The sequence below is a fragment of the Paenibacillus xerothermodurans genome, from assembly GCF_002220865.2.
GTDB lineage: Bacteria > Bacillota > Bacilli > Paenibacillales > NBRC-103111 > Paenibacillus_S > Paenibacillus_S xerothermodurans.
The window spans coordinates 1-21,575 of the sequence record NZ_NHRJ02000021.1 but is presented as its reverse complement, the minus strand read 5'-3'; the positions used below and the strand labels follow the sequence as shown (position 1 = coordinate 21,575).

The following is a 21,575-nucleotide window of genomic DNA, read 5'->3' as shown; positions in this document are numbered from 1 at the left end:
CATGTTAGTTCCTAAACGTGTAAAACACCGTAAAGAGCACCGCGGCAAAATGCGTGGTCGTGCTAAAGGTGGAGCTGAAGTTAGTTTCGGCGAATACGGCTTGCAAGCGATGGAGCCGGCTTGGGTCACCAACCGTCAAATAGAAGCTGCCCGTATTGCGATGACTCGTTACATCAAACGTGGCGGTAAAGTATGGATCAAAATCTTCCCTGCTAAGCCAATTACGCAAAAGCCGCTTGAAGTTCGTATGGGTAGCGGTAAAGGTAACGTAGAAAAATGGGTTGCCGTTGTTAAGCCAGGTAAAATCATGTTTGAATTGGCTGGTGTAAGTGAAGAGGTTGCTCGCGAAGCAATGCGTCTTGCTTCTCACAAACTGCCAATCAAAACGAAGTTTGTTAAAAGAGAAGATGTAGGTGGTGAAGCAAATGAAAGCTAGTGAATTTCGCAACTTAACCACTGCTGAGATCGAACAAAAGATTGCCGGATTTAAGGAACAACTCTTTAGCCTCCGTTTTCAACTAGCTACCGGTCAACTGGAAAACCCAGTTCAGATTCGAGAAGTCCGCAAAGAGATTGCTCGTGCAAAGACTGTTTTGCGTGAAAGAGAACTGGGCATCATTAGTTAATGAAACAGAGAGGAGGATTTTCCAATGAGTGAACGCAATGAACGTAAAACTCAACTGGGCAAAGTCGTTAGCGACAAAATGGATAAAACCATCGTAATCGCTGTTGAAACATATAAAAAACACGATCTTTACCACAAGAGAATTAAATATACGAAGAAATTCAAAGCACATGATGAGAACAATGAAGCCAAAATCGGTGATGTTGTGAGAGTCATGGAAACTCGTCCGCTGTCTAAAGACAAGCGCTGGAGACTAGTCGAAGTGGTTGAAAAAGCGGTTATCATTTAAAAATGCATGATGCATCAATTCCGAAAGGAGGGTTTAGACAATGATTCAACCTCTATCTCGTTTAAATGTGGCTGACAACTCTGGTGCGAAGCAACTTATGTGCATCCGCGTATTGGGTGGCACTGGTCGTCGTGTAGGTAACATCGGAGATTTGATTATCTGCTCGGTAAAAGAAGCAACACCAGGTGGCGTTGTCAAAAAAGGTGATGTAGTTAAAGCTGTTATCGTACGTACGAAGCGTGGTGCGCGTCGTAAAGACGGTTCTTACATCAGCTTCGATGAGAATGCAGCTGTTATCGTAAAAGATGATAAGAGTCCTCGCGGAACTCGTATCTTTGGACCGGTTGCTCGCGAACTTCGTGACAGAGATTTTATGAAAATCGTCTCTCTTGCACCTGAAGTTATCTAATAACGGCCGTATCTGCGGCAGCGTGATATAAGTATTTCCTTACCAGGGTTGTGTGAATGACAACGACTACTGTGTAAGTTTTGAAGCCGACGTTCTGACGGACGTTCTCAGGAGGTGGAAAATCAATGCCAAAGCAAGCCAAGAAATTGGAGTCCCACAACAACAAACTGCACGTGAAAAAGGATGACAATGTGTTTGTGATTACTGGCAAGGACAAAGGTAAAAAAGGTCGTGTAATCGCAGCATACCCTCGTGAAAACCGCGTGTTGGTAGAAGGTGTGAACCTGATTAAGAAGCACACCAAGCCATCCCAAGCGAATCCACAAGGCGGTATCATTACTCAAGAAGCACCGATCCATGTATCCAACGTAATGCTGGTTGATCCAAAAAGTGGTGAACCTACCCGCGTAGGCTACAAGCAAATGGATAACGGTGACAAGGTGCGTATTGCTAAAAAATCCGGTGAAGTGCTTGATTAATAGTAGCAGTTAGGAAAGGAGGTACACGAAACATGGCAGCAAGATTAAAGGAACGTTTTCTTAACGAAGTTACACCTTCGTTGATGCAGAAGTTTGACTACTCCTCTGTTATGCAGGTGCCGAAGATTGAGAAGGTTGTTATCAATATGGGTGTCGGCGAAGCGGTATCCAATTCGAAAGTTTTGGATGTAGCGGTACAAGACCTGCAGCTTATTGCTGGTCAAAAACCGGTAGTCACTAGAGCCAAAAAATCAATCGCAGGTTTCAAATTGCGTGAAAATATGCCTATCGGCGTGAAAGTAACATTGCGCGGTGAGCGCATGTATCATTTCCTGGACAAATTGTTCAACGTGGCTCTACCACGCGTGCGTGACTTCCGCGGTGTTTCATCCAAAGCATTCGACGGCCGCGGCAACTATACATTGGGTCTGAAAGAACAATTGATCTTCCCAGAGATCGAATACGATAAAGTAGACAAAGTGCGGGGTATGGACATCGTTATTGTTACGACAGCGAAAACAGATGAAGAGTCCCGTGAACTATTAACACAATTAGGCATGCCGTTTTCGAAGTAATTTGAGGCGGTCAGCCCCCGGAGGTGTAAAAGACAAGTGGCAAAAACTTCAATGAAAGTGAAGCAGCAGCGTGCGCCCAAATTCAAAGTGCAGGCATACACTCGCTGCGAACGTTGCGGTCGTCCACATTCGGTTCTACGGAAATTCAAAATTTGCAGAATTTGTTTCCGTGAATTGGCATACAAAGGCCAGATTCCTGGCGTTAAAAAAGCAAGCTGGTAATTACCCTAGTTTCGGGAAGGAGGTTCACAATAAATGGTGATGTCAGATCCAATTGCAGATATGCTTACACGCATTCGTAATGCAAACGTTGTGCGTCATGAAACGGTAGAAATTCCTGCTTCGAGGGTTAAAAGAGAGATCGCTGAGATCCTCAAGAAGGAAGGCTTTATCCGTGACGCTGAATATATCGAAGATAACAAACAAGGGATCATTCGTCTGTTCTTGAAATATGGTCCAAACAATGAACGTGTTATCTCCGGATTGAAAAGAATCAGCAAGCCAGGCTTGCGTGTTTACACAAAAAGCCAAGAGGTACCACGCGTACTGGGCGGTTTAGGTATCGCGATCATTTCCACTTCCCATGGCGTGATGACGGATAAGGAAGCTCGTCAGTCCAAGGCCGGCGGAGAAGTAATCTGCTACGTTTGGTAATACAGAATTTTGAATGAACGGAGGTGCATACCATGTCCCGTATTGGTCGTAAGCCAATTACAATTCCAAATGGCGTAAATGTTACTTTGGATAACGGTGTTCTTACGGTGAAAGGTCCAAAAGGCGCTTTGAGCCGCGAATTACACAGAGATATGAAGGTAGTTGTTGGAGACAACGAAGTTTCCGTAGAGCGCCCTTCTGATAATAAATTACATCGCTCGCTGCATGGTACAACAAGAAGTGTGGTTGCTAACATGATTAGCGGTGTGACTGAAGGATTTAGTAAAAACCTTGATTTGGTCGGCGTAGGTTACCGCGCGAACAAGACTGGCAACAAGCTGGTGTTGAACGTTGGTTACTCCCACCCGGTTGAGATCGAGCCTGAAAAGGGAATCGAGTTCGAAGTTCCGTCTAACACGAAAGTGATCGTAAAAGGTATTGATAAAGAATTGGTCGGCGCAACTGCTGCGAAAGTCCGTTCCGTGCGTGAGCCTGAGCCTTATAAAGGTAAAGGCATTAAGTACGAAAACGAGCGCATTCTTCGCAAAGAAGGTAAAGCCGGTAAGAAGAAGTAAGAAAAGTAGTTTGTTAGCAATGCAGGCATGTGCGCGGCGTAGCACTACATTTTCTTGCGGCATCAAGCATGGAATCGACGGTTCCAACTAATGCTTAAGATGCTAAATATCTCAGTTGCGATAGTTAAAGCTTAAGATGCTAAATTATCGCGGTTGCGATAGTTACACTCAACGCTGAAAGGAGTGACACTCGAATGATTACTAAAGGTGATAAAAACAAGGCTCGTTTGAAAAGACACCTGCGTGTACGTAAGAAAATCGAAGGAACAACTCAACGTCCTCGTTTGAATATCTTCCGTTCCTCCAAGCATGTGTACGCCCAACTGATTGACGACGTGAACGGTGTTACCATTGCATCTGCATCGACTCAGGATAAAGAGTTGAGAGACGGCCTTGGAAACGGCGGTAATGTAGAAGCGGCTCGTAAGGTCGGAGCGTTAATTGCAGAGCGCGCGAAGAAAAACGGTATTCAGAAAGTCGTATTTGACCGCGGAGGATATTTGTACCACGGACGCGTGCAAGCTTTGGCTGACGCAGCGCGTGAAGCAGGTCTTGAGTTTTAAGCAAACATATAAGGAGGTAAAGTCACTTGCGTATTGATCCCAATACTTTAGAGTTAACTGAAAAAGTTGTTAACATTAATCGTGTAGCTAAAGTAGTAAAAGGCGGACGTCGTTTTAGCTTCAGTGCATTGGTTGTAGTTGGCGACGGCAACGGTTGGGTAGGCGCAGGAATCGGGAAAGCTGGCGAAGTACCTGATGCGATTCGCAAAGGTATCGAAGATGCCAAGAAAAACCTGATTCACGTACCTATCGTTGGCACTACTATCCCTCACTTGGTTATCGGTAAATTTGGAGCTGGCGAGGTTCTTTTGAAGCCTGCATCTAAAGGTACCGGAGTTATCGCCGGCGGTCCTGTTCGCGCGGTGTTGGAACTCGCAGGTGTGGGTGACATTTTGACAAAATCCCTAGGATCTTCTAACTCCATCAACATGGTTAATGCTACTCTTGAAGGCTTGCAGCGTCTGAAGCGTGCCGAAGAGGTTGCAAAACTGCGTGGCAAAACCGTTGAAGAACTATTAGGTTAGGAGGGATACCAATGGCTAAGCAATTACAAATCACCCTCAAACGCAGCCTGATCGGTCGTCCGGAAGCTCAACGTCGTACTGTGACTTCGTTGGGACTGCGCAAGCTGAACCAATCCGTGACACAGCAAGACAACGCGGCGATTCGCGGAATGGTTAACCAAGTAAAACATTTGGTTGACGTCAAAGAGATCGAAGCATAAATAAGTCTAACAAAATGTACCAAGAGGAGGTGCAAACGATGAAATTACATGAACTTACTCCGGCTGTTGGAGCTCGCAAGCCTCGCAAGCGCGTAGGCCGCGGAACAGGTAGCGGCATGGGAAAAACAGCGACACGCGGTCACAAAGGGCAGAATGCTCGTTCCGGTGGTGGTGTTCGTCCAGGTTTTGAGGGAGGACAGAATCCTCTATATCGTCGCTTGCCGAAGCGTGGATTTACAAACCAATTCCGCAAGGAATTCGCGGTTGTGAATCTAACTGAACTTAATAAGTTTGCTGCTGGCACTGACGTGACACCAGAACTACTGCTTGAGTCCGGTATCGTGAAAAACGCAAGAGACGGAATCAAAATCTTGGGTAACGGCGAGATTACGGTTAAACTGAACGTAAAGGCTAACAAGTTCTCCCAATCTGCGGTAGATAAAATTGAGGCTGCCGGCGGTAAAACCGAGGTGATTTAATGTTTCGTACCATAGCCAATATTATGAAAGTAGACGATCTGAGAAGACGAATTCTATTCACCTTATTGGTGCTGATCGTCTACAGAATTGGGGCTTTCATCCCGGTACCTAACATCAACACAGAGATTCTCAGACTGCAAGACCAGGCCAATACAACTGGCGTCTTTGGTTTGTTGAATACTTTTTCCGGCGGCGCGCTTTTCCAATTCTCCATCTTTGCGATGGGGATTATGCCTTATATTACAGCATCCATCATCGTCCAGTTGTTATCGATGGATGTCGTACCAAGGTTTGCTCAATGGGCTAAAGAAGGAGAAGTGGGCAGGAAGAAGCTAGCGCAAATTACCCGTTACGGCACTATTGTCTTGGGGATTATACAGGCATTCGGATTGGCAATTGGGTTTAACCGCATGTATGCTGGCTTGGTTGTTAACCCAACGTTCACTACCTTTGCTTTGATTGCGATAGTTCTCACCGCTGGAACTGCATTTCTGATGTGGTTAGGGGAACAGATCACTGAGAAAGGCATTGGGAATGGTATTTCCATTATCATTTTCGCTGGGATTGTGGCTGCGATACCTACTGCAATTTCACAAATCTATGTCACTCAGTTGGCCGATGCCGGGGAAGCTTTATTCCTTAACATTGCGAAGGTTGCGATTCTCGTTGTTGTGATCATTGCGATGATTGCAGGCGTCATATTTGTTCAGCAAGGTGTTCGTAAGATACCGGTGCAATATGCAAAACGCGTAGTTGGTCGGAAAATGTATGGCGGCCAATCCACACACATCCCATTGAAGGTTAATGCGGCAGGTGTGATTCCCGTGATTTTCGCACTCTCGCTTCTCGTGTTTCCTCCTACGATTGCCAGCTTTTGGGCGGGAAATCCGGTTGCGCAGTGGATTATTACGAACCTGAGTTATACTCATCCGGTCGGAATGACCTTGTATGTGCTTCTGATTATTGGTTTTACATTCTTCTATACGTTTGTGCAAATTAACCCTGAGCAAATGGCGGACCAGATGAAAAAGAACGGCGGTTACATTCCTGGGATTCGTCCTGGTAAAACCACTTCTGTTTACCTCACAAGAGTGATGACACGCATTACCTTGTCGGGCGCGATTTTTCTCGCCCTGATCTCCATTCTGCCGATGATTCTTGGTAAAGTGGCTAACCTACCTGCATCTGTTAGCATTGGCGGTACCTCTTTATTGATCGTGATAGGTGTTGGTTTAGAAACGATGAAGCAAATCGAGAGTCAACTGATCAAGCGTCATTACAAGGGTTTCATTAATAAATAGCAAATAGGTTCTGGTAGTTGATTGTTTAGCTATCGGCACCTATTGTGCTGTTAGCATCACTTGATGTGATGGGGAGGAAATCTGAATGAACGTTATCTTTATGGGGCCTCCTGGTGCAGGTAAAGGTACGCAGGCGGAAAGCATCGTCAATGAATTTCAAATCCCGCATATTTCTACAGGTGATGCGTTTCGGTTAGCAATGAAACAAGAAACGCCGCTAGGTTTAGAGGCTAAAAAATATGTGGATCAGGGTCTGCTTGTGCCTGACGAAATTACGATTGGAATCGTAAAAGAGAGATTACAGCAGCCTGATTGTGAACGCGGTTTTTTACTGGATGGATTTCCACGCACGATATCTCAGGCGGAAGCCCTTGATGAGATACTGAAGTCCATGGGAAGAAGTATCGACCATGTCATTAACTTGAGTGTTGATCGCAACTTGCTTCTAGCTCGATTGACTGGAAGAAGGATCTGTAGAGCATGTGGAGCTACGTATCATGTCTTGTTTAACCCTCCTGCAGCAGAAAATGTGTGTGATAAGTGTTCAGGTGAACTGTATCAAAGATCGGATGATACCGAAGAAAAAGTAGGTACTCGCCTTGATGAGTACATGAACAAGACGGCACCATTGTTGTCGTATTATCGTGACAAAGGAAACTTGCGTGAGGTTAACGGTGAGCAAGAGATAAATACGGTTACTGCACAAATCAGTTCACTATTGCGAGGGCAAGCGTAATGATCATTTGTAAGTCAGCTGCTGAATTGGATTTAATGAGGGAAGCCGGACGGATTGTTGCCGAAACGCATCGCTTGTTGAAAAAAACCATTCAGCCCGATATTACAACGAAAGAACTGGATCAAATCGCAGAAAATTTCATTCGCAGTCAGGGCGCAATCCCATCTTTTAAAGGCTATAACGGTTTTTCTGGCAGCATCTGTGCTTCAGTCAATGATGAATTGGTTCATGGCATACCCAGTGGGCGTAAGCTGAAAGATGGTGACATTATCAGCCTAGATATCGGTGCTCAGTACCAAGGATATCATGGAGACTCTGCTTGGACTTACGGCGTAGGCAACATTTCGGATTCAGCTCAAAGGCTGTTAGAGGTAACGGAACGCAGTCTATACGAGGGACTGGCAGAAGCCAAGCCGGACGCGCGATTGTTCACTGTTTCTCATACGATTCAGAAGTACGTGGAGAATGAGGGTTTTTCAATTGTTCGGGAATATGTAGGACATGGAATCGGCACGGAGCTTCATGAAGAGCCGCAAATTCCGAATTACGGGCTGCCAGGACGAGGTCCTCGTCTGAAGCCAGGTATGGTATTAGCAATCGAACCAATGGTGAACGCCGGTGAAAGGTACGTGAAAACATTGGGGGACAATTGGACGGTTGTTACGGTGGATGGCACACTGTGCGCGCATTTTGAGCATACCATCGCTATTACTCCAGACGGGCATGAGATCCTAACCAAGTCTGGAACGTAGGTGATAGAGTGAATTCGGTAAACCTGCCTCAACTTGGACAAATTGTTAGGATAATTCGTGGCAGAGATCCCGGGAAGTACGCCGTCATAATTGGCGTCGAAGACCAACGATTCGTCTGGATTGCTGACGGCGACAAACGGAAGTTCGATCATCCTAAGAAGAAAAGCGTGAATCACCTCGAATTGCTGCAAAAGGTCAGCAGCGAAGTAGTGAACAGCTTGAAAGACAGCGGTCGCGTGACCAATGGTAAACTGCGGTTTGCTATACACAGGTATGTGGATCAAGAGAAATCAGAAGCACAAGAGAAAGGAGAATGACTGTGGCCAAAGAGGATGTAATTGAAGTTGAAGGTACAGTGATTGAGCCTCTTCCTAATGCAATGTTTAAGGTGGAACTGGAAAACGGTCATAAAATACTTGCTCATGTATCCGGTAAAATCAGAATGCATTTTATCCGGATCCTGCCGGGTGACAAAGTGACGGTGGAACTTTCACCTTATGATTTAACCAGAGGCCGTATAACCTATCGTTTTAAATAAATGACATGAGGAAAGCTTGCTACCTGCAGCTGGACACACAGGGGCAGTGCCCTTGGGGAAGTAAGTTTTCTTTCACAACATACTCTGGCGAACTAAGCTGGTTCCATCTGGCTCAGTATCGCTTTTGCAGTAAGTTTTTCTCCCGAAAAACTCTCAGGAGGTAATAAAAATGAAAGTAAGACCATCGGTCAAACCTATTTGCGAAAAATGCAAAGTCATTCGTCGCAAAGGTAATGTTATGGTAATTTGCGAAAACCCTAAGCATAAACAAAAACAAGGTTAAGGAGGTGCTCGTTTAATGGCACGTATTGCTGGTGTAGACTTGCCTCGTGATAAGCGCGTGGGAATCGCGTTGACTTACATTTTCGGTATCGGTACAACCACAGCTCAAAAGATTCTGTCTAGCACAGGTGTTAGCGAAACTACCCGCGTTCGCGATTTGACGGAAGATGAAGTAAGTAAGCTCCGTGACGCGATCGACAAAACAGTTAAGGTTGAAGGTGACCTTCGCCGTGAAATTTCGTTAAACGTTAAGCGTTTGATCGAAATCGGTTGCTATCGTGGTGTTCGCCACCGCCGCGGCTTGCCTGTTCGTGGACAACGGACTAAGACTAATGCCCGTACGCGTAAAGGTCCTCGTCGTACTGTAGCTAACAAGAAAAAATAGTAAAGGGGGTTAACACTTAACATGGCTAAACCTAAAAAAGTAGTTCGTACCAAACGTCGTGATCGGAAAAATATTGACACTGGAGTGGCACATATCCGCTCTACGTTCAACAACACTATTGTCACTATCACAGATCCTCATGGTAATGCAATTTCATGGGCAAGTGCCGGTAACCTGGGCTTCAAAGGCTCCCGTAAAAGCACTCCGTTCGCAGCACAAATGGCTGCTGAATCCGCAGCGAAGGCTGCTATGGAACATGGCATGAAAGTTGTAGAGGTTATGGTTAAAGGTCCTGGTGCAGGTCGTGAAGCGGCTATCCGTTCTTTGCAGGCTGCAGGCTTGGAAGTTAATCTAATCAAAGACGTGACTCCTGTTCCACATAACGGTTGCCGTCCTCCGAAACGTCGTCGTGTCTAATACAGGATCACGAGGAAGCAGTATAAATCTCCAAATTGTGTAAATACTGTTTGGGTAGAAATACTGCACGTTTTATGCGTCTTAAGTTATCCAAAGGGAAACGACGTTTTGAAGGAGGGTTATAAGTGATCGAAATCGAAAAGCCGAAGATAGAAACCGTATCATTGAGCGAAGATGGCACATACGGCAAGTTCGTAGTAGAGCCATTGGAAAGAGGCTATGGAACAACTCTGGGAAACTCGCTTCGCAGAATACTACTGTCCTCCCTCCCGGGAGCAGCGGTAACTTCCGTTCAAATCGACGGCGTTCTGCATGAGTTTTCCACTGTGCCTGGCGTCGTGGAAGATGTTACGGAGATTATCCTGAACCTCAAAGGGCTATCGCTGAAGATTCATTCCGACGAGGAAAAAGTGTTGGAAATCGACGCCGAAGGTGAAGGAAATGTTGTAGCCGGCGATATTCGCGGTGACAGTGATGTGGAAATCCTCAATCCGGATTTGCATATCGCTACACTAGCCTCCGATGCACGACTTCATATGCGGATTCATGCCAATCGAGGCCGCGGATATGTTCAAGCTGATAAGAACAAGAAAGAGGATCAGTTGATCGGATTAATACCGATTGATTCGATTTACACTCCGATTACGCGCGTTAACTATGGCGTAGAAAACACTCGCGTCGGTCAAGTTACCAACTATGACAAACTAACCCTCGAAGTCTGGACCGATGGAAGTATTCGACCGGAAGAAGCAGTTAGCTTAGGCGCGAAGATTTTGACGGAGCACTTAATGTTGTTTGTCGGCTTAACGGACGAAGCGAAAGACGCTGAGATCATGGTGGAAAAAGAAGAGGACAAAAAAGAGAAAGTGCTTGAGATGACCATCGAAGAGCTTGATCTTTCCGTTCGCTCTTACAATTGCCTGAAGCGTGCAGGCATCAACACGGTACAAGAATTGATTACGAAAACCGAAGAAGACATGATGAAGGTTCGTAATCTCGGACGCAAATCTCTGGAAGAGGTGCAAGAAAAGCTCGAAGAGCTGGGTCTTGGCCTGAGAGCGGAAGACTAGGGCGTCTACAATTAAGCAGAAGGAGGTTGCACAGAATGGCATACCAAAAGTTAGGTCGTGACTCCAGTGCGCGTAAAGCTTTATTCCGTGACCTGGTAACCGACTTGTTCATACATGAGCGTATTCAAACGACTGAAGCTAAGGCGAAGGAATTACGTTCGATCGCAGAAAAATTGATCACATTGGCAAAGCGCGGAGATCTTCATGCTCGCCGGCAAGTGGCTGCCTTTGTACGCCGCGAGGCTGCTAATGAGAGCCAGGACGCGATCCAGAAGTTGTTCTCTGACTTGGCTCCACGTTACGCAGAACGTCAAGGTGGTTACACAAGAATTTTGAAGCTCGGACCACGTCGCGGTGACGCGGCACCAATGGTTTATCTAGAGCTTGTAGATCGTGCATAAAAAGGTGGAAAGGGTGGACGGGATCTCTCGATTCTGATGAAACCCTTTTTTTTGTAGTCTCAGCTTCGAAACATACGGAGGTCAGATGTGCGCAACATTCGCATGACCGTTAGCTATGATGGAACATCCTACAGCGGTTTTCAAACACAGCCTATTAAGAATACGGTGCAGGATGTTTTGGAAGGGGCGCTTCTGTCTCTGACAGGGGAGACGATCAAAATCACCTCATCAGGTCGTACTGACGCAGGAGTGCATTCCCGTGGCCAAGTGATTAACTTTCACACGGCTTCCAAGATTCCTGTACATCGATGGTGTCTGGCATTGAATAGTCTTCTGCCTCCGGACATTGTGGTCAGTAATGCGCAAGAGGTGGCTGACACATTTCATGCGCGCAGGTCTGCTGTACAAAAGACTTACCGCTATACCATTCGCTGCGGTCGGCATCCGGACTTATTCAAGAGACACTATGAATTTCATCATCCCACGCCGCTGAATACGGATGCCATGCAAGCCGGGCTCCAATGGTTGCTGGGCCGACACGACTTCACGTCATTTTGCTCGGTACGTTCCACGAAGCTGTCGAATATCAGGACCATCCTTAAGGCTAGACTGGAGTGTGAGCCGCTAGACCCCCTTCTGAATTCGTATGCTATTCATATTTATGTGACTGGTAACGGGTTTTTATACAATATGGTACGCATCATTGTGGGGACATTGCTGCAAGTGGGAGAAGGCAAACGAACCAGTGATTCGATCAAGGAGATTCTGGAGGCTCAGAATCGGGCGAAAGCTGGTCCCACCGCCATGGCGCATGGCTTAACCCTTTGGGAAGTAGTATACGATCAGGCCACCAACTAGAGTTGATTTATATTATGGGATGTAGTATAATATCAATTGGCGTTTCTTGATCGGCTCCACCCACGGCCCCGGATCAAGGCAGGGCCAAACTTAACTTAAATATAAAACTATGATGCAGATAGATTTGATGATGGATGACCTCTCAAAGCTGCGTCATTGCCATCACACCGAGCACCGAAGTGCAAAATTGTTTAGGAGGAAAACGAATGCGTAGCACATATATGGCTAAGCCAAATGAAGTTGAGCGCAAATGGTACATTATTGATGCAACCGACAAAACTTTAGGCCGTTTGGCAAGTGAAGCCGCTAGCATCATTCGCGGTAAGCACAAGCCTCAGTTCACACCTCATGTGGACAGCGGGGATTTTGTAATCATCATTAATGCTGAGAAAATTAAATTGACCGGTAAGAAAATGCAAAATAAGATGTACTACCGTCACTCGTTGCATCCCGGCGGTTTGAAAGTTACATCTGCGCAAGATATGATCAACAACAAACCGGAGCGTGTAATTGAATTAGCCGTTCACGGCATGCTTCCAAAGACTCGTCTTGGTGACAGCATGAAAACGAAATTGAAAGTGTACGCTGGTTCGGAGCATCCGCACCAAGCACAACAACCTGAAGTCTGGGAACTTCGCGGTTAGTATAAAGGGAGGACAATCTTGTGGCACAAGTTCAATATTACGGAACAGGTCGTCGTAAGCATTCGGTAGCTCGTGTACGTCTAGTACCAGGCGAGGGCCGTATTGTAGTTAACAAACGTAACCTGGATGATTATTTTGGTCTAGAAACATTGAAGTTGATTGTGAAACAACCGTTGAACCTTACAGAGACATTGGGTAAGTATGATGTTTTGGTAATCGCTAATGGCGGAGGCATCTCCGGACAAGCCGGTGCCATTCGTCACGGGATTTCCCGAGCTCTTTTGAAGGCTGATCCTGAGTTCCGCGGCTCTTTGAAAAAAGCCGGATTCCTTACTCGCGATCCTCGTATGAAAGAGCGTAAAAAATACGGTTTGAAAGCCGCTCGTCGTGCACCTCAGTTCTCCAAACGTTAATCGATCAATATATACGAACACAAAAACCTTTTCACTGTTCTGGTGGAAAGGTTTTTTTATTTTATCCGATTCACCAACAATCCAGTAGGCAATATACTGTAGGTAGCCCAAGAAAAAATTAAATTGACAAAAAGTTCTTGATGATTATAATAAGGCATATACCATAAATCAGATTAAGATACTCGGAATTAAATTGCGGGAGGAAAAACGATGAATCTATTTGAAAAGGAACAGTTAATCCAAGAAGCGGCGGAGTTGTTTGAAAAGCAAACTCCAGAGGCATTGATTACATGGGCTGTGGATAAATTTGCGAGCATTACTTTGGCCTGTAGCTTTGGCGCTGAGGATGTGGTTTTGGTGGATATGCTGCAGAAGGTTAGCCCCAAAACAGATATTTTCTATCTTGACACTAACGTTCATTTCAAAGAAACATACGAAACCCGTGATAGGCTGCAGCAGCACTACGGCGTTGAATTCGTTCAGGTACTGCCTAAGCTGACTCTGGAAGAGCAAGCTCAGCTGCATGGAGACGAGCTGTGGAAGAGCAATGCAAACCAATGCTGCAATATCCGCAAGGTGGATCCGCTTACCGACATTCTGAAAAACTATGACGCATGGATCACCGGTATCCGCCGCGATCAGGCTCCTACCCGTGCGAATGCGAAGAAAGTAGAGTACGATGTTAAGTTCGGATTGGTGAAATTTAACCCATTAGCGGATTGGACATCCGAAGACGTATGGAATTATATCAAAAATAATAATGTTATCTATAATCCACTACATGACAACCACTATCCAAGCATTGGCTGTTCACATTGCACACGCCAAGTGATGCCTGGTGAAGATCCGCGAGCAGGCCGTTGGGCCGGAACAGAAAAAACTGAGTGTGGACTTCACAAATAACTAAGGAAAGCGAGGCATTGCAAATAATGGGTGCAGAAACCATTCGTCCTCATGGAGGCACATTAATTAACCGGGTCATGCAGGGCGCGGAAAGAGAAAATCTGCTTGAGCAGGCCAGAGGCTTATACCAACTAAAAATCAACACATGGACGATAGCAGACTTAGATTTGATTGGTGTGGGCGCGTTCTCACCCCTAAAAGGATTCATGGTAGAGGCTGACTATAAGTTAGTGGTTGAAAATATGAGGCTCGCGGACGGAACCGTTTGGAGTATCCCAATCACTTTAGCGGTGCAGGCTGGTGTCGCCGAAGCATTGAAAGCTGGTGAGCGTGTTGCATTGGTCGGCGAGCATGACGATGTAGTGTACGGCATACTTGATGTGGAAAGCATATATGAAGTAGACCAAAAGAATGAAGCGGTGAAAATTTTTAAAACCGATGACACGGCACATCCCGGCGTACAAAAGCTTTTCTCGCGATCTAACGTTTACGTCGGCGGCCCAGTTCAGGTGCTAAACCGCCCAAAGCCGGAAAAATTTGAAGAGTTCTATTTCGATCCGGCAGATACTCGCCGCCTTTTTGCGGAAAAGGGATGGAGAACAGTGGTCGGCTTCCAGACGCGCAATCCAGTGCATCGTGCCCATGAGTATATTCAAAAAAGTGCGATGGAAATCGTCGACGCTTTGTTCTTGAATCCGCTTGTCGGTGAGACCAAATCAGATGATATTTCGGCTGATGTTCGTATGCGAAGTTACCTCGTGCTGCTGGAAAACTATTATCCCAAGGATCGCGTATTCCTAGGTGTATTCCCGGCCGCCATGCGCTATGCGGGTCCGCGTGAAGCGATTTTTCATGCAATGGTGCGCAAGAACTACGGATGCAGTCATTTCATCGTTGGCCGTGATCACGCTGGCGTTGGTGATTATTATGGTACCTATGAAGCTCAGGCAATATTCAGCAATTTTACTGCAGAAGAATTGGGAATCACTCCACTTTTCTTTGAACACAGCTTTTTCTGTACCAAATGCGGCAACATGGCATCGAGCAAGACGTGTCCGCACGACGCCGCTGACCATTTGCACTTATCGGGTACCAAAGTACGCGCACTGCTGAGGGAGGGCCAATGTCCACCAAAGGAGTTTACTCGACCGGAAGTGGCGCAAATTTTGATTGAAGGTATGCAAGAGTAGCAGCGCACGTGCCGTTGAGCGAAAGGTATAATTGTCCACCTCGTCCCATATAGATGTTAGAGAATCTATTGGACATGAGGTGGATTTTTTATGTTTAGCAGACGGAAAAGGGTCGTTGTATGGATGAATATGCACGGAGGCTTGAAGCTCGTTATGTCCGCACTTCTGGTGGCGCTGATGCTGTTTATATTCACCTATGAGCTGCCTGCCGCCGGTACGTGGACGAGTTGGACGATGCCTTTGTCCGGAAAAAAAATAGCTCTTGATCCGGGGCATGGTGGACCCGATGGCGGGGCACAAAGTCGAGAAGGATTGATTGAGAAAGACGTTAACCTTGCTATTACGCTCCACCTGCGAGATTATCTGCAGCAGGCGGGAGCGTTGGTTGTGATGACTCGTGAAGAAGACAAAGATTTGGCCGATTCCTCCACTAGAGGGTATAGCAAGCGCAAGACGGAGGACTTAGTCAAGAGAGCGCAATTCATCACAGCACAGAAATCGGATTTATTTTTAAGTATCCACCTGAACAGCATACCGTCTCCCCGCTGGTCAGGGGCGCAGACCTTTTACTATCCAAACCATAAAGATAATGCATTGTTAGCGGCATTAATTCAAGATGAGATCCGGAAAAATCTCAAAAATACGGACCGGTTAGCCCGGCCTACTTCTAACGAAGTGTACCTGCTGAAGACATTGAAAATCCCCAGTGCACTCGTGGAAGTCGGTTTTTTATCGAACCCAACGGAAGCCAACCTATTAAAAACCACAGCGTATCAAAAGAAAATCGCCGCATCCATCTATCAGGGGGTTCTGCGTTACTACTCCGGCGAAAAGGTTAATCCATAAGCAAATTATGTTATAATAGCATCAGTGATCAGTGTAAAACAATCTAGCGTCTGAGGTGACAATGTGGTAACGAAAGAGCAATTATTGCACGCGGTACGTCATTTGCAAGACCCGGAGTTCCATTTGGATTTGGCTGAGCTTCACTTTGTCCGGGATATTATGATAAAAGAAGACCATGTCTCCGCCACCGTACTGCTGTCGGTGGAAGATGAACAGTATAAACGCAGCCTAGAGTCACAGATTGTGAAAGCGTTCCAACAGGCTGGCGCAGGTTCAGTGCATTTGCGCTTTCGGCCCTTGTCTGAGTTTGACAGAAACGAAGCGGCGCGCAAGCTCCAGGAGTCTGCGGTGGAGGTGCAGCCAGCGGACAGTGCCGTGCGAGATATTCTTGATCCGGCGTCTGGCGTGCATTTTATTGCGGTAGCAAGCGGCAAGGGGGGAGTTGGTAAATCCACCGTCACGGTCAATTTGGCTGTAGCGCTTGCCAGGATGGGCAAAAAGGTCGGTATCGTTGATGCGGACATATACGGCTTCAGTGTTCCCGATATGCTAGGCATTGAGGAGAGACCGGAGCTCGTACATAATCGGATTATCCCTGTTGAACGTTTTGGCGTAAAGGTGATCTCTATGGGCTTTTTTGTGGAGGACAATACGCCAGTCATATGGCGCGGGCCCATGCTGGGAAAAATGTTGCGAAACTTCTTCCAGGAAGTAAATTGGGGTGACGTGGAATATATACTCCTGGATTTACCTCCGGGCACCGGTGACGTCGCACTGGATGTCCATCAAATGATCCCCCATAGCAAGGAAATCATTGTGACAACACCTCACGCAACAGCGGCCTTCGTCGCTGCTAGAGCAGGTGCCATGGCCATCCACACAAAGCATGAGATGCTCGGTGTGGTTGAGAACATGTCGTACTACCAGTGCAACCACTGTGGCGAGAAGGATTATGTTTTCGGCCGTGGTGGTGGCGGCAAGCTTGCGGAGGAGCTGCATACACAATTGTTGGCGCAGCTGCCGCTGGGCGCGCCGGACAATCATATCGCTGAGCCTGATTACTCACCGTCTGTCTACAAGGCAGAATCTGAGACGGGGAAATTATATATGGATCTCGCACAGCAAGTCATTGCCAAGCTGAGGTAGCGCGTGACCACCGCCATCAGGCGCGGAAACCTGTATGCCAGCTAGATATGTGCCAGCAAGTAGTGACCTGTGCAAAAATCTCAAACCAATGAGTAACTCGCGAAAGTATTCGCCAGCAGCCCATTCGCACGAAGCAAATTGAAAAGGACAGGCCCGCGCCTGTCCTTTTTATATTTGACAACAAAGGCAGCTATGACTCCTGCTTTTTCTTCTTTCCACCCTCTTGACCGCCGCCGCCTTGACCGCCGCCGCCTTGACCGCCGCCGCCTTGACCGCCGCCGCCTTGGCCGCCGCCGCCTTGGCCGCCGCCGCCTTGACCGCCGCCGCCTTGACCGCCGCCGCCTTGACCGCCGCCGCCTTGACCGCCGCCACCTTCGCCACCACCGCCCTGAGCGGCGGCTCCTTGACCGTCACCGCCCTGGCTTTGCGCCTGCGGCTGTGTTTCTTCTTCCAGCACTTGTCGCATAATATTCATTAGATCCATACGTATCATTGGACTTTGCATGGACTCCTGTAAAACCGTTCTGGTTTGCAGCCGGTATTGCGGGGTTCTCATTGTATCCAATAGCACTCGCTGATACTCCGGGCTGTTCATTATGCTGATCAAAGCACGCTGATATTCAGGATCTTTCAATAAATCTCTGTGGAGCTGCTTCAAGTCGGCCTGCAGTGCTTGAGCAAATTGACTCGCAAACCTCGGATCGGTCATCACAGAACGCAGGATTTGATTGTTGTTGACGTCCGTTAGTACATCCTTCACAGCTATTTGTATATGGTACGCATCGCCGGGGGAGAGCAGCTGTATTTGGCCTGCTTGGCCGCCGCCACCTTGACCGCCGCCGCCTTGACCGCCGCCGCCTTGACCGCCGCCGCCTTGACCGCCGCCGCCTTGACCGCCGCCGCCTTGACCGCCGCCGCCTTGACCGCCGCCGCCTTGACCGCCGCCGCCTTGACCRCCGCCGCCTTGACCACCGCCGCCTCGGCCGCCGTCGCCTTGACCCTGACTAGCAGAACGTATCGCTTTTTGCCCGTCATCTGTGTTCAAAATATCCAAAACCATCATTTTAGTATCACGATAATTCGCTGTGGGCGATGGTTGCGCGTTGTCATCGTCTGCGCCGCATGCGGATAAAAGTATCAGGCCAATAAACAGCGGAACTGACTTCAACCAAGGTCTTAACATCATTGATACAGACTCCTTCCACTTGAATGATGGCCTTATTATTCGCCAAAATGCCTTATTTTCACGCTTTTGCATATTAGCTTTTTACTGTGAACGTTGGTACAATTAACATCTGGACATCTGCAATTTGGGGGTACGCACGGTGACATTGAGGAAATGGTTCTACTTATTTTGGACAACTCTGTTGGTAGGTGCCGTGTCAGCTCTCATTATTGGTCTTATATTACAGGCTAACGACCAACAATTTTACTTCAACGATGGAATGGCGATAGGGTTTAACGCGGCAACGATGCTGTTGGGGGGCGCGATGATTAGTGTGCTAAGCCAGATGGGCTTTTTCGCGTACCTGATCATACGCTTTTTTGCCATGGGGTTGGTGCGCAGCAAATGGATATGGGACATAGTGCAGATCTTGCTAGTGTTGATAGCGCTATTTGACCTGATTTATTTGCGTGCAGCGGATGAGGTGGGTCACTGGTCCGCTTATGCGATTTTGCCGGTGGCGATGCTGTGTGTTGGCGTGATCGTTGCCTTAGTAAAGGTGAAACTCACAAATCGCAACGGCTTTATTCCTACGTTATTTTTTATGACTGCCGTGTCCGCCATTGAAGCGGTGCCGGCGTTGAGAATCAACAGTTCCGCCTCCACGATGTTTATGATGGCCCCTTTATTAGCCAGCAATGCATGGCAAATCTTAATTTTGTCGAAGGTGTTGGACAGCAAAAAAGAGCCGCTGTAACACGGCTCTTTTTTGTACCTTGGCTATTGAAATTGATTCAAGGTGTTATCTTCTACCGGCGGCTTGTTGTCCACTTGAGCTTGTTTCATCAGCTGACTCACTGTGACAAATTCATAACCTTTCGACCGCAGTTGATCGATGATTATTGGCAGTGCCTCATGTGTTTGTTTGCAGGAATCGCTGGCATGCAGCAGTACGATATTACCAGGATGTGCTTGGCCTACCACCCGATTCACTATATCGTCCACGCCTTTGTTCATCCAATCCATTGAATCCGTATCCCATTGAATGACAGAATAGTTGAGTTCATCCGCGATCCGAAGCACCCGTTTATCAAAGTCCCCGTTCGGCAGTCGGATTAGATTGGGTTTTTGCCCTGTGACCTTTTTCAAAATCTGATCCGAGGTACTGATCTGCTTGCGAATGTCTTCATCGCTAAGGCTGCTGTAATTCACATGCTTGTGTCCGTGACTGCCGATTTCCCAGCCGCCTTTGACAATTTTGCTTACAATTTCCGCGTGGCTTTGAGCCCAGGGGGAGGCGAGGAAAAATGTCGCCTGCTTAACCCCCTTATCTTCCAAAACCTTTAAAATCGGTTCTGTGCGTACATCCCCCCAACTAATATCGAACGTAAGCGCGATGACTTTCTGCTCCGTTGGAACAGAATAGACCGCCGCCGGCTCACCTTGGGAGAACACGGTCACATTACTGCGCTCGGAGTATATAATTCCGATAGCGAATATGACTGCGACGGTGATGAACAAAGCTTGTTTAAGTTTTTTACCGTTCATCACATAGAAATAATTCACCGTGACGCCTCCTTTTGCCCCTCGGTCTCACAGGCAGGGCTTGTATAAAATCAGTTAATAAAATGTATGCTGGGACAAGAGAGATATGCCTAGCAGAAAAGTGACAACATAGGAGATGATCAAATGAGGAATCTTTGGCGGCAGATGCAGCTAATGAAATATTATTTTATAGCTTCCGCATTGGTGTTCGCAGTAGGCGTCGTGATGGGGGTGGGATTCGCCGACCAATTCCAGGCGTTTATTGACGAGCAATTGGCGGGATTGCGGCAACTGACCGAGTCCATTGAAAACCAACCCAATCCGCAGATGACTTTATTTTGGCTTATTTTTTTGAATAACACCTCGAAGTCTATTCTTATCATCGCTCTCGGCGCTTTCTTCGGTATCCTGCCGTTATTTTTTTTGCTGTCAAATGGTCTACTGCTCGGATATGTAGGAGTGGCCGCGACGAAGAAGGTATCATTGGCACACTTTCTGGCCGGCATTCTGCCGCATGGCGTAATCGAGATTCCTGCGATTATTTTCGCTTGCGCGTTTGGGCTGAGATTTGGAGTACTCATATTGAAAACCATGATCGGCGCCATCAGACCGGGCGGGTTGGTAGCTAAAAAAGAACAGCTGCGCGACTTTACTAAGGCGCTCGGACCAGCTGTGTTGGTATTGGTGATCTCTTTGGGCATTGCAGCAGTGATTGAAAGTACCATCACGTATTGGCTGGTCGCCCCTGAACCAGCGGCATAAAAACACCCATATATGAGCATAACAGTAAAGCAGAACGATACGCTTTGCTGTGCGATAGTATGCTGTTAAAAAGCGCCTAAACATAACAAAAGTATATGTGTTTTTTACAGCATACTTTTTTTGTATCCAAATACAGCGTGAGTTTAAACAGCGAAAGGGGTACATGGACTGTGCTAGGTTTTTTGTTTAACGCAAGAGAGTGCAGAGAGTTGGATTATGTGTTAAGAAAAGAGCTCGATGAGATGCTCTTCGACTTGAATGATAAACGCATCGACTCAGACATCAGGCTGGCGATTGAGTCCCGCTACCGCGTGGTATTCCGGATGTATGCACGTCTGGCGTCGCCGAAAGAGATATCTAAATATGCGAGGAGCAGGATGCCGCGTTAAAAAATTGTATTGGGGGGTTGACTTTAGATAACTGGCTGTGGTACATTATTTTTCGCCGCTAAAAACGGCAGCAACGTTCCGAAAGCCCAAATGAATGATGTTTCAAAAAAAACACTTGCATTGGGCTGGGCGAATGTGATATAGTATAAAAGTCGCTGCTAAAACAGCAACGCAATCCAAATCGGTTAAGGTTTAACGATCGCGATTGCGGGTGATGGCTAGTGGCTCGTGTTTGAAAAGATATTGCCCTTTGAAAACTGAACAACGAGTGAGTGTAAAATAAAGAGAATGAAAATTCTCGCTAGCATTAGTTTTTGAGCTTAAGACAAGCTTAGCTGATAGACCGCTGCTAACGCAGCACTTTATTGGAGAGTTTGATCCTGGCTCAGGACGAACGCTGGCGGCGTGCCTAATACATGCAAGTCGAGCGGATCTCACCTTCGGGTGAGATTAGCGGCGG

35 protein-coding genes and 1 rRNA gene are annotated in these 21,575 nt (G+C 47.0%); 34 read left to right on the top strand and 2 right to left on the bottom strand.

The genetic code is table 11. The annotated features are described in order from the left end of the window. Position 1 precedes the first annotated feature (1 nt). The 30 genes from rplP to CBW46_RS19960 all read left to right on the top strand — a co-directional run bounded on the left by rplP (position 2) and on the right by CBW46_RS19960 (position 17,254). The gene (gene rplP, locus CBW46_RS20105) at positions 2-436 is read left to right on the top strand and encodes a 50S ribosomal protein L16 (protein ID WP_089201746.1); all 435 of its coding nucleotides are present in this window, start codon (positions 2-4) and stop codon (positions 434-436) included. Next, positions 426-626, top strand: a complete 201-nt coding sequence (gene rpmC, locus CBW46_RS20100) for a 50S ribosomal protein L29 (RefSeq protein WP_089201745.1) — start codon at positions 426-428, stop codon at positions 624-626. Before rplP ends, rpmC begins: the two co-directional genes overlap by 11 nt. Positions 627-650: 24 nt before the next feature. Further along, positions 651-914, top strand: a complete 264-nt coding sequence (gene rpsQ, locus CBW46_RS20095) for a 30S ribosomal protein S17 (RefSeq protein WP_089201744.1) — start codon at positions 651-653, stop codon at positions 912-914. A gap of 40 nt (positions 915-954) precedes the next feature. Next, positions 955-1,323 carry a 50S ribosomal protein L14 gene (rplN, locus tag CBW46_RS20090; RefSeq protein WP_089201743.1) on the top strand — a complete coding sequence of 123 codons (369 nt, stop codon included), beginning with the start codon at positions 955-957 and terminating at the stop codon, positions 1,321-1,323. Positions 1,324-1,448: 125 nt separating this feature from the next. Then, positions 1,449-1,802, top strand: a complete 354-nt coding sequence (rplX, locus tag CBW46_RS20085; protein ID WP_089201742.1) for a 50S ribosomal protein L24 — start codon at positions 1,449-1,451, stop codon at positions 1,800-1,802. Between the two features lie 32 nt (positions 1,803-1,834). Continuing rightward, on the top strand, positions 1,835-2,377 hold the full coding sequence (rplE, locus tag CBW46_RS20080; protein ID WP_089201741.1) for a 50S ribosomal protein L5: 543 nt from the start codon (positions 1,835-1,837) through the stop codon (positions 2,375-2,377). 36 nt (positions 2,378-2,413) lie between these two features. Continuing rightward, positions 2,414-2,599, top strand: a complete 186-nt coding sequence (locus tag CBW46_RS20075) for a type Z 30S ribosomal protein S14 (protein ID WP_089201740.1) — start codon at positions 2,414-2,416, stop codon at positions 2,597-2,599. 33 nt (positions 2,600-2,632) lie between these two features. Next, complete coding sequence (gene rpsH / locus CBW46_RS20070; protein ID WP_089201739.1) at positions 2,633-3,031, top strand: 30S ribosomal protein S8; 399 nt, start codon at positions 2,633-2,635, stop codon at positions 3,029-3,031. Positions 3,032-3,063: 32 nt separating this feature from the next. Then, entirely contained in the window at positions 3,064-3,606 is a 543-nt protein-coding gene (gene rplF, locus CBW46_RS20065; protein ID WP_089201738.1) for a 50S ribosomal protein L6, read from the top strand. 194 nt (positions 3,607-3,800) lie between these two features. Beyond that, entirely contained in the window at positions 3,801-4,169 is a 369-nt protein-coding gene (rplR, locus tag CBW46_RS20060) for a 50S ribosomal protein L18 (protein ID WP_089201737.1), read from the top strand. Between the two features lie 26 nt (positions 4,170-4,195). Further along, positions 4,196-4,693: a 30S ribosomal protein S5 gene (rpsE, locus tag CBW46_RS20055; RefSeq protein WP_089201736.1), complete on the top strand. Its 498-nt coding sequence runs from the start codon at positions 4,196-4,198 to the stop codon at positions 4,691-4,693. A gap of 11 nt (positions 4,694-4,704) precedes the next feature. Next, positions 4,705-4,893 carry a 50S ribosomal protein L30 gene (gene rpmD, locus CBW46_RS20050; RefSeq protein ID WP_089201735.1) on the top strand — a complete coding sequence of 63 codons (189 nt, stop codon included), beginning with the start codon at positions 4,705-4,707 and terminating at the stop codon, positions 4,891-4,893. 38 nt (positions 4,894-4,931) lie between these two features. Further along, on the top strand, positions 4,932-5,372 hold the full coding sequence (rplO, locus tag CBW46_RS20045; protein ID WP_089201734.1) for a 50S ribosomal protein L15: 441 nt from the start codon (positions 4,932-4,934) through the stop codon (positions 5,370-5,372). Further along, positions 5,372-6,673, top strand: coding sequence for a preprotein translocase subunit SecY (secY, locus tag CBW46_RS20040; RefSeq protein WP_089201733.1), 1,302 nt, complete (start codon positions 5,372-5,374; stop codon positions 6,671-6,673). The genes rplO and secY overlap by 1 nt, the downstream gene beginning before the upstream one ends. Positions 6,674-6,758: 85 nt before the next feature. Then, entirely contained in the window at positions 6,759-7,409 is a 651-nt protein-coding gene (locus tag CBW46_RS20035; RefSeq protein ID WP_089201732.1) for an adenylate kinase, read from the top strand. Further along, entirely contained in the window at positions 7,409-8,161 is a 753-nt protein-coding gene (gene map, locus CBW46_RS20030) for a type I methionyl aminopeptidase (protein ID WP_089201731.1), read from the top strand. Before CBW46_RS20035 ends, map begins: the two co-directional genes overlap by 1 nt. 8 nt (positions 8,162-8,169) lie before the next feature. Continuing rightward, the gene (locus tag CBW46_RS20025; RefSeq protein WP_089201730.1) at positions 8,170-8,478 is read left to right on the top strand and encodes a KOW domain-containing RNA-binding protein; all 309 of its coding nucleotides are present in this window, start codon (positions 8,170-8,172) and stop codon (positions 8,476-8,478) included. A gap of 2 nt (positions 8,479-8,480) precedes the next feature. Continuing rightward, complete coding sequence (gene infA, locus CBW46_RS20020) at positions 8,481-8,699, top strand: translation initiation factor IF-1 (RefSeq protein ID WP_009676800.1); 219 nt, start codon at positions 8,481-8,483, stop codon at positions 8,697-8,699. A 169-nt stretch (positions 8,700-8,868) separates the two neighbouring features. Next, positions 8,869-8,982 carry a 50S ribosomal protein L36 gene (rpmJ, locus tag CBW46_RS20015; protein ID WP_003333770.1) on the top strand — a complete coding sequence of 38 codons (114 nt, stop codon included), beginning with the start codon at positions 8,869-8,871 and terminating at the stop codon, positions 8,980-8,982. A 15-nt stretch (positions 8,983-8,997) separates the two neighbouring features. After that, positions 8,998-9,366, top strand: a complete 369-nt coding sequence (gene rpsM, locus CBW46_RS20010; RefSeq protein WP_089201729.1) for a 30S ribosomal protein S13 — start codon at positions 8,998-9,000, stop codon at positions 9,364-9,366. 21 nt (positions 9,367-9,387) lie between these two features. Then, positions 9,388-9,783 (top strand): 30S ribosomal protein S11, encoded by a 396-nt coding sequence (gene rpsK / locus CBW46_RS20005; protein WP_089201728.1) that lies wholly within the window; start codon positions 9,388-9,390, stop codon positions 9,781-9,783. A 125-nt stretch (positions 9,784-9,908) separates the two neighbouring features. Next, a complete protein-coding gene (locus tag CBW46_RS20000) occupies positions 9,909-10,853 on the top strand; it encodes a DNA-directed RNA polymerase subunit alpha (RefSeq protein WP_089201727.1) in 945 nt (314 codons plus the stop codon). Between the two features lie 35 nt (positions 10,854-10,888). Then, positions 10,889-11,254, top strand: coding sequence for a 50S ribosomal protein L17 (gene rplQ, locus CBW46_RS19995; RefSeq protein ID WP_089201726.1), 366 nt, complete (start codon positions 10,889-10,891; stop codon positions 11,252-11,254). An 87-nt stretch (positions 11,255-11,341) separates the two neighbouring features. Then, on the top strand, positions 11,342-12,112 hold the full coding sequence (truA, locus tag CBW46_RS19990) for a tRNA pseudouridine(38-40) synthase TruA (RefSeq protein WP_089201725.1): 771 nt from the start codon (positions 11,342-11,344) through the stop codon (positions 12,110-12,112). Positions 12,113-12,318: 206 nt separating this feature from the next. Further along, complete coding sequence (gene rplM, locus CBW46_RS19985; RefSeq protein ID WP_089201724.1) at positions 12,319-12,756, top strand: 50S ribosomal protein L13; 438 nt, start codon at positions 12,319-12,321, stop codon at positions 12,754-12,756. Between the two features lie 20 nt (positions 12,757-12,776). Beyond that, entirely contained in the window at positions 12,777-13,169 is a 393-nt protein-coding gene (gene rpsI, locus CBW46_RS19980; protein WP_089201723.1) for a 30S ribosomal protein S9, read from the top strand. 210 nt (positions 13,170-13,379) lie between these two features. Beyond that, a complete protein-coding gene (locus CBW46_RS19975) occupies positions 13,380-14,072 on the top strand; it encodes a phosphoadenylyl-sulfate reductase (protein ID WP_089201722.1) in 693 nt (230 codons plus the stop codon). A gap of 26 nt (positions 14,073-14,098) precedes the next feature. Further along, positions 14,099-15,262, top strand: a complete 1,164-nt coding sequence (sat, locus tag CBW46_RS19970; RefSeq protein WP_089201784.1) for a sulfate adenylyltransferase — start codon at positions 14,099-14,101, stop codon at positions 15,260-15,262. A 90-nt stretch (positions 15,263-15,352) separates the two neighbouring features. After that, positions 15,353-16,108: an N-acetylmuramoyl-L-alanine amidase CwlD gene (gene cwlD / locus CBW46_RS19965; RefSeq protein ID WP_089201721.1), complete on the top strand. Its 756-nt coding sequence runs from the start codon at positions 15,353-15,355 to the stop codon at positions 16,106-16,108. 63 nt (positions 16,109-16,171) lie between these two features. Beyond that, complete coding sequence (locus CBW46_RS19960) at positions 16,172-17,254, top strand: Mrp/NBP35 family ATP-binding protein (protein ID WP_089201720.1); 1,083 nt, start codon at positions 16,172-16,174, stop codon at positions 17,252-17,254. Positions 17,255-17,444: 190 nt separating this feature from the next. Here the strand turns inward: CBW46_RS19960 and gerD are convergent, their stop codons facing one another. Next, a complete protein-coding gene (gene gerD / locus CBW46_RS21545) occupies positions 17,445-18,440 on the bottom strand; it encodes a spore germination lipoprotein GerD (RefSeq protein WP_207802346.1) in 996 nt (331 codons plus the stop codon). A gap of 139 nt (positions 18,441-18,579) precedes the next feature. Here gerD and CBW46_RS19945 point away from each other — a divergent pair, with 139 nt between their 5' ends. Further along, the gene (locus tag CBW46_RS19945; RefSeq protein ID WP_089201719.1) at positions 18,580-19,176 is read left to right on the top strand and encodes a KinB-signaling pathway activation protein; all 597 of its coding nucleotides are present in this window, start codon (positions 18,580-18,582) and stop codon (positions 19,174-19,176) included. A gap of 23 nt (positions 19,177-19,199) precedes the next feature. Here the strand turns inward: CBW46_RS19945 and pdaB are convergent, their stop codons facing one another. Continuing rightward, positions 19,200-19,985 (bottom strand): polysaccharide deacetylase family sporulation protein PdaB, encoded by a 786-nt coding sequence (gene pdaB, locus CBW46_RS19940; protein ID WP_089201718.1) that lies wholly within the window; start codon positions 19,983-19,985, stop codon positions 19,200-19,202. Positions 19,986-20,108: 123 nt separating this feature from the next. Here pdaB and CBW46_RS19935 point away from each other — a divergent pair, with 123 nt between their 5' ends. The 3 genes from CBW46_RS19935 to CBW46_RS19925 all read left to right on the top strand — a co-directional run. Beyond that, complete coding sequence (locus tag CBW46_RS19935; RefSeq protein WP_089201717.1) at positions 20,109-20,726, top strand: stage II sporulation protein M; 618 nt, start codon at positions 20,109-20,111, stop codon at positions 20,724-20,726. A gap of 170 nt (positions 20,727-20,896) precedes the next feature. Continuing rightward, entirely contained in the window at positions 20,897-21,115 is a 219-nt protein-coding gene (locus CBW46_RS19930) for a hypothetical protein (protein ID WP_089201716.1), read from the top strand. 362 nt (positions 21,116-21,477) lie between these two features. Next, a 16S ribosomal RNA gene (locus CBW46_RS19925) occupies positions 21,478-21,575 on the top strand; the annotation flags it as partial.

Bases quoted from the DNA above. Each gene is read 5' to 3' on its own strand.
- rpsM (WP_089201729.1), top strand. From the start codon at position 8,998: ATGGCACGTATTGCTGGTGTAGACTTGCCTCGTGATAAGCGCGTGGGA.
- rplX (WP_089201742.1), top strand. From the start codon at position 1,449: ATGCCAAAGCAAGCCAAGAAATTGGAGTCCCACAACAACAAACTGCAC.
- rplE (WP_089201741.1), top strand. From the start codon at position 1,835: ATGGCAGCAAGATTAAAGGAACGTTTTCTTAACGAAGTTACACCTTCG.
- rplF (WP_089201738.1), top strand. From the start codon at position 3,064: ATGTCCCGTATTGGTCGTAAGCCAATTACAATTCCAAATGGCGTAAAT.
- sat (WP_089201784.1), top strand. From the start codon at position 14,099: ATGGGTGCAGAAACCATTCGTCCTCATGGAGGCACATTAATTAACCGG.
- map (WP_089201731.1), top strand. From the start codon at position 7,409: ATGATCATTTGTAAGTCAGCTGCTGAATTGGATTTAATGAGGGAAGCC.
- CBW46_RS19975 (WP_089201722.1), top strand. From the start codon at position 13,380: ATGAATCTATTTGAAAAGGAACAGTTAATCCAAGAAGCGGCGGAGTTG.
- rpmC (WP_089201745.1), top strand. From the start codon at position 426: ATGAAAGCTAGTGAATTTCGCAACTTAACCACTGCTGAGATCGAACAA.
- cwlD (WP_089201721.1), top strand. From the start codon at position 15,353: ATGTTTAGCAGACGGAAAAGGGTCGTTGTATGGATGAATATGCACGGA.
- rpsH (WP_089201739.1), top strand. From the start codon at position 2,633: ATGGTGATGTCAGATCCAATTGCAGATATGCTTACACGCATTCGTAAT.
- rplO (WP_089201734.1), top strand. From the start codon at position 4,932: ATGAAATTACATGAACTTACTCCGGCTGTTGGAGCTCGCAAGCCTCGC.
- rplN (WP_089201743.1), top strand. From the start codon at position 955: ATGATTCAACCTCTATCTCGTTTAAATGTGGCTGACAACTCTGGTGCG.
- rplR (WP_089201737.1), top strand. From the start codon at position 3,801: ATGATTACTAAAGGTGATAAAAACAAGGCTCGTTTGAAAAGACACCTG.
- rpmD (WP_089201735.1), top strand. From the start codon at position 4,705: ATGGCTAAGCAATTACAAATCACCCTCAAACGCAGCCTGATCGGTCGT.
- CBW46_RS20035 (WP_089201732.1), top strand. From the start codon at position 6,759: ATGAACGTTATCTTTATGGGGCCTCCTGGTGCAGGTAAAGGTACGCAG.
- rplP (WP_089201746.1), top strand. From the start codon at position 2: ATGTTAGTTCCTAAACGTGTAAAACACCGTAAAGAGCACCGCGGCAAA.
- rpsK (WP_089201728.1), top strand. From the start codon at position 9,388: ATGGCTAAACCTAAAAAAGTAGTTCGTACCAAACGTCGTGATCGGAAA.
- rpsQ (WP_089201744.1), top strand. From the start codon at position 651: ATGAGTGAACGCAATGAACGTAAAACTCAACTGGGCAAAGTCGTTAGC.
- rpmJ (WP_003333770.1), top strand. From the start codon at position 8,869: ATGAAAGTAAGACCATCGGTCAAACCTATTTGCGAAAAATGCAAAGTC.
- rplQ (WP_089201726.1), top strand. From the start codon at position 10,889: ATGGCATACCAAAAGTTAGGTCGTGACTCCAGTGCGCGTAAAGCTTTA.
- CBW46_RS19935 (WP_089201717.1), top strand. From the start codon at position 20,109: ATGAGGAATCTTTGGCGGCAGATGCAGCTAATGAAATATTATTTTATA.
- secY (WP_089201733.1), top strand. From the start codon at position 5,372: ATGTTTCGTACCATAGCCAATATTATGAAAGTAGACGATCTGAGAAGA.
- rplM (WP_089201724.1), top strand. From the start codon at position 12,319: ATGCGTAGCACATATATGGCTAAGCCAAATGAAGTTGAGCGCAAATGG.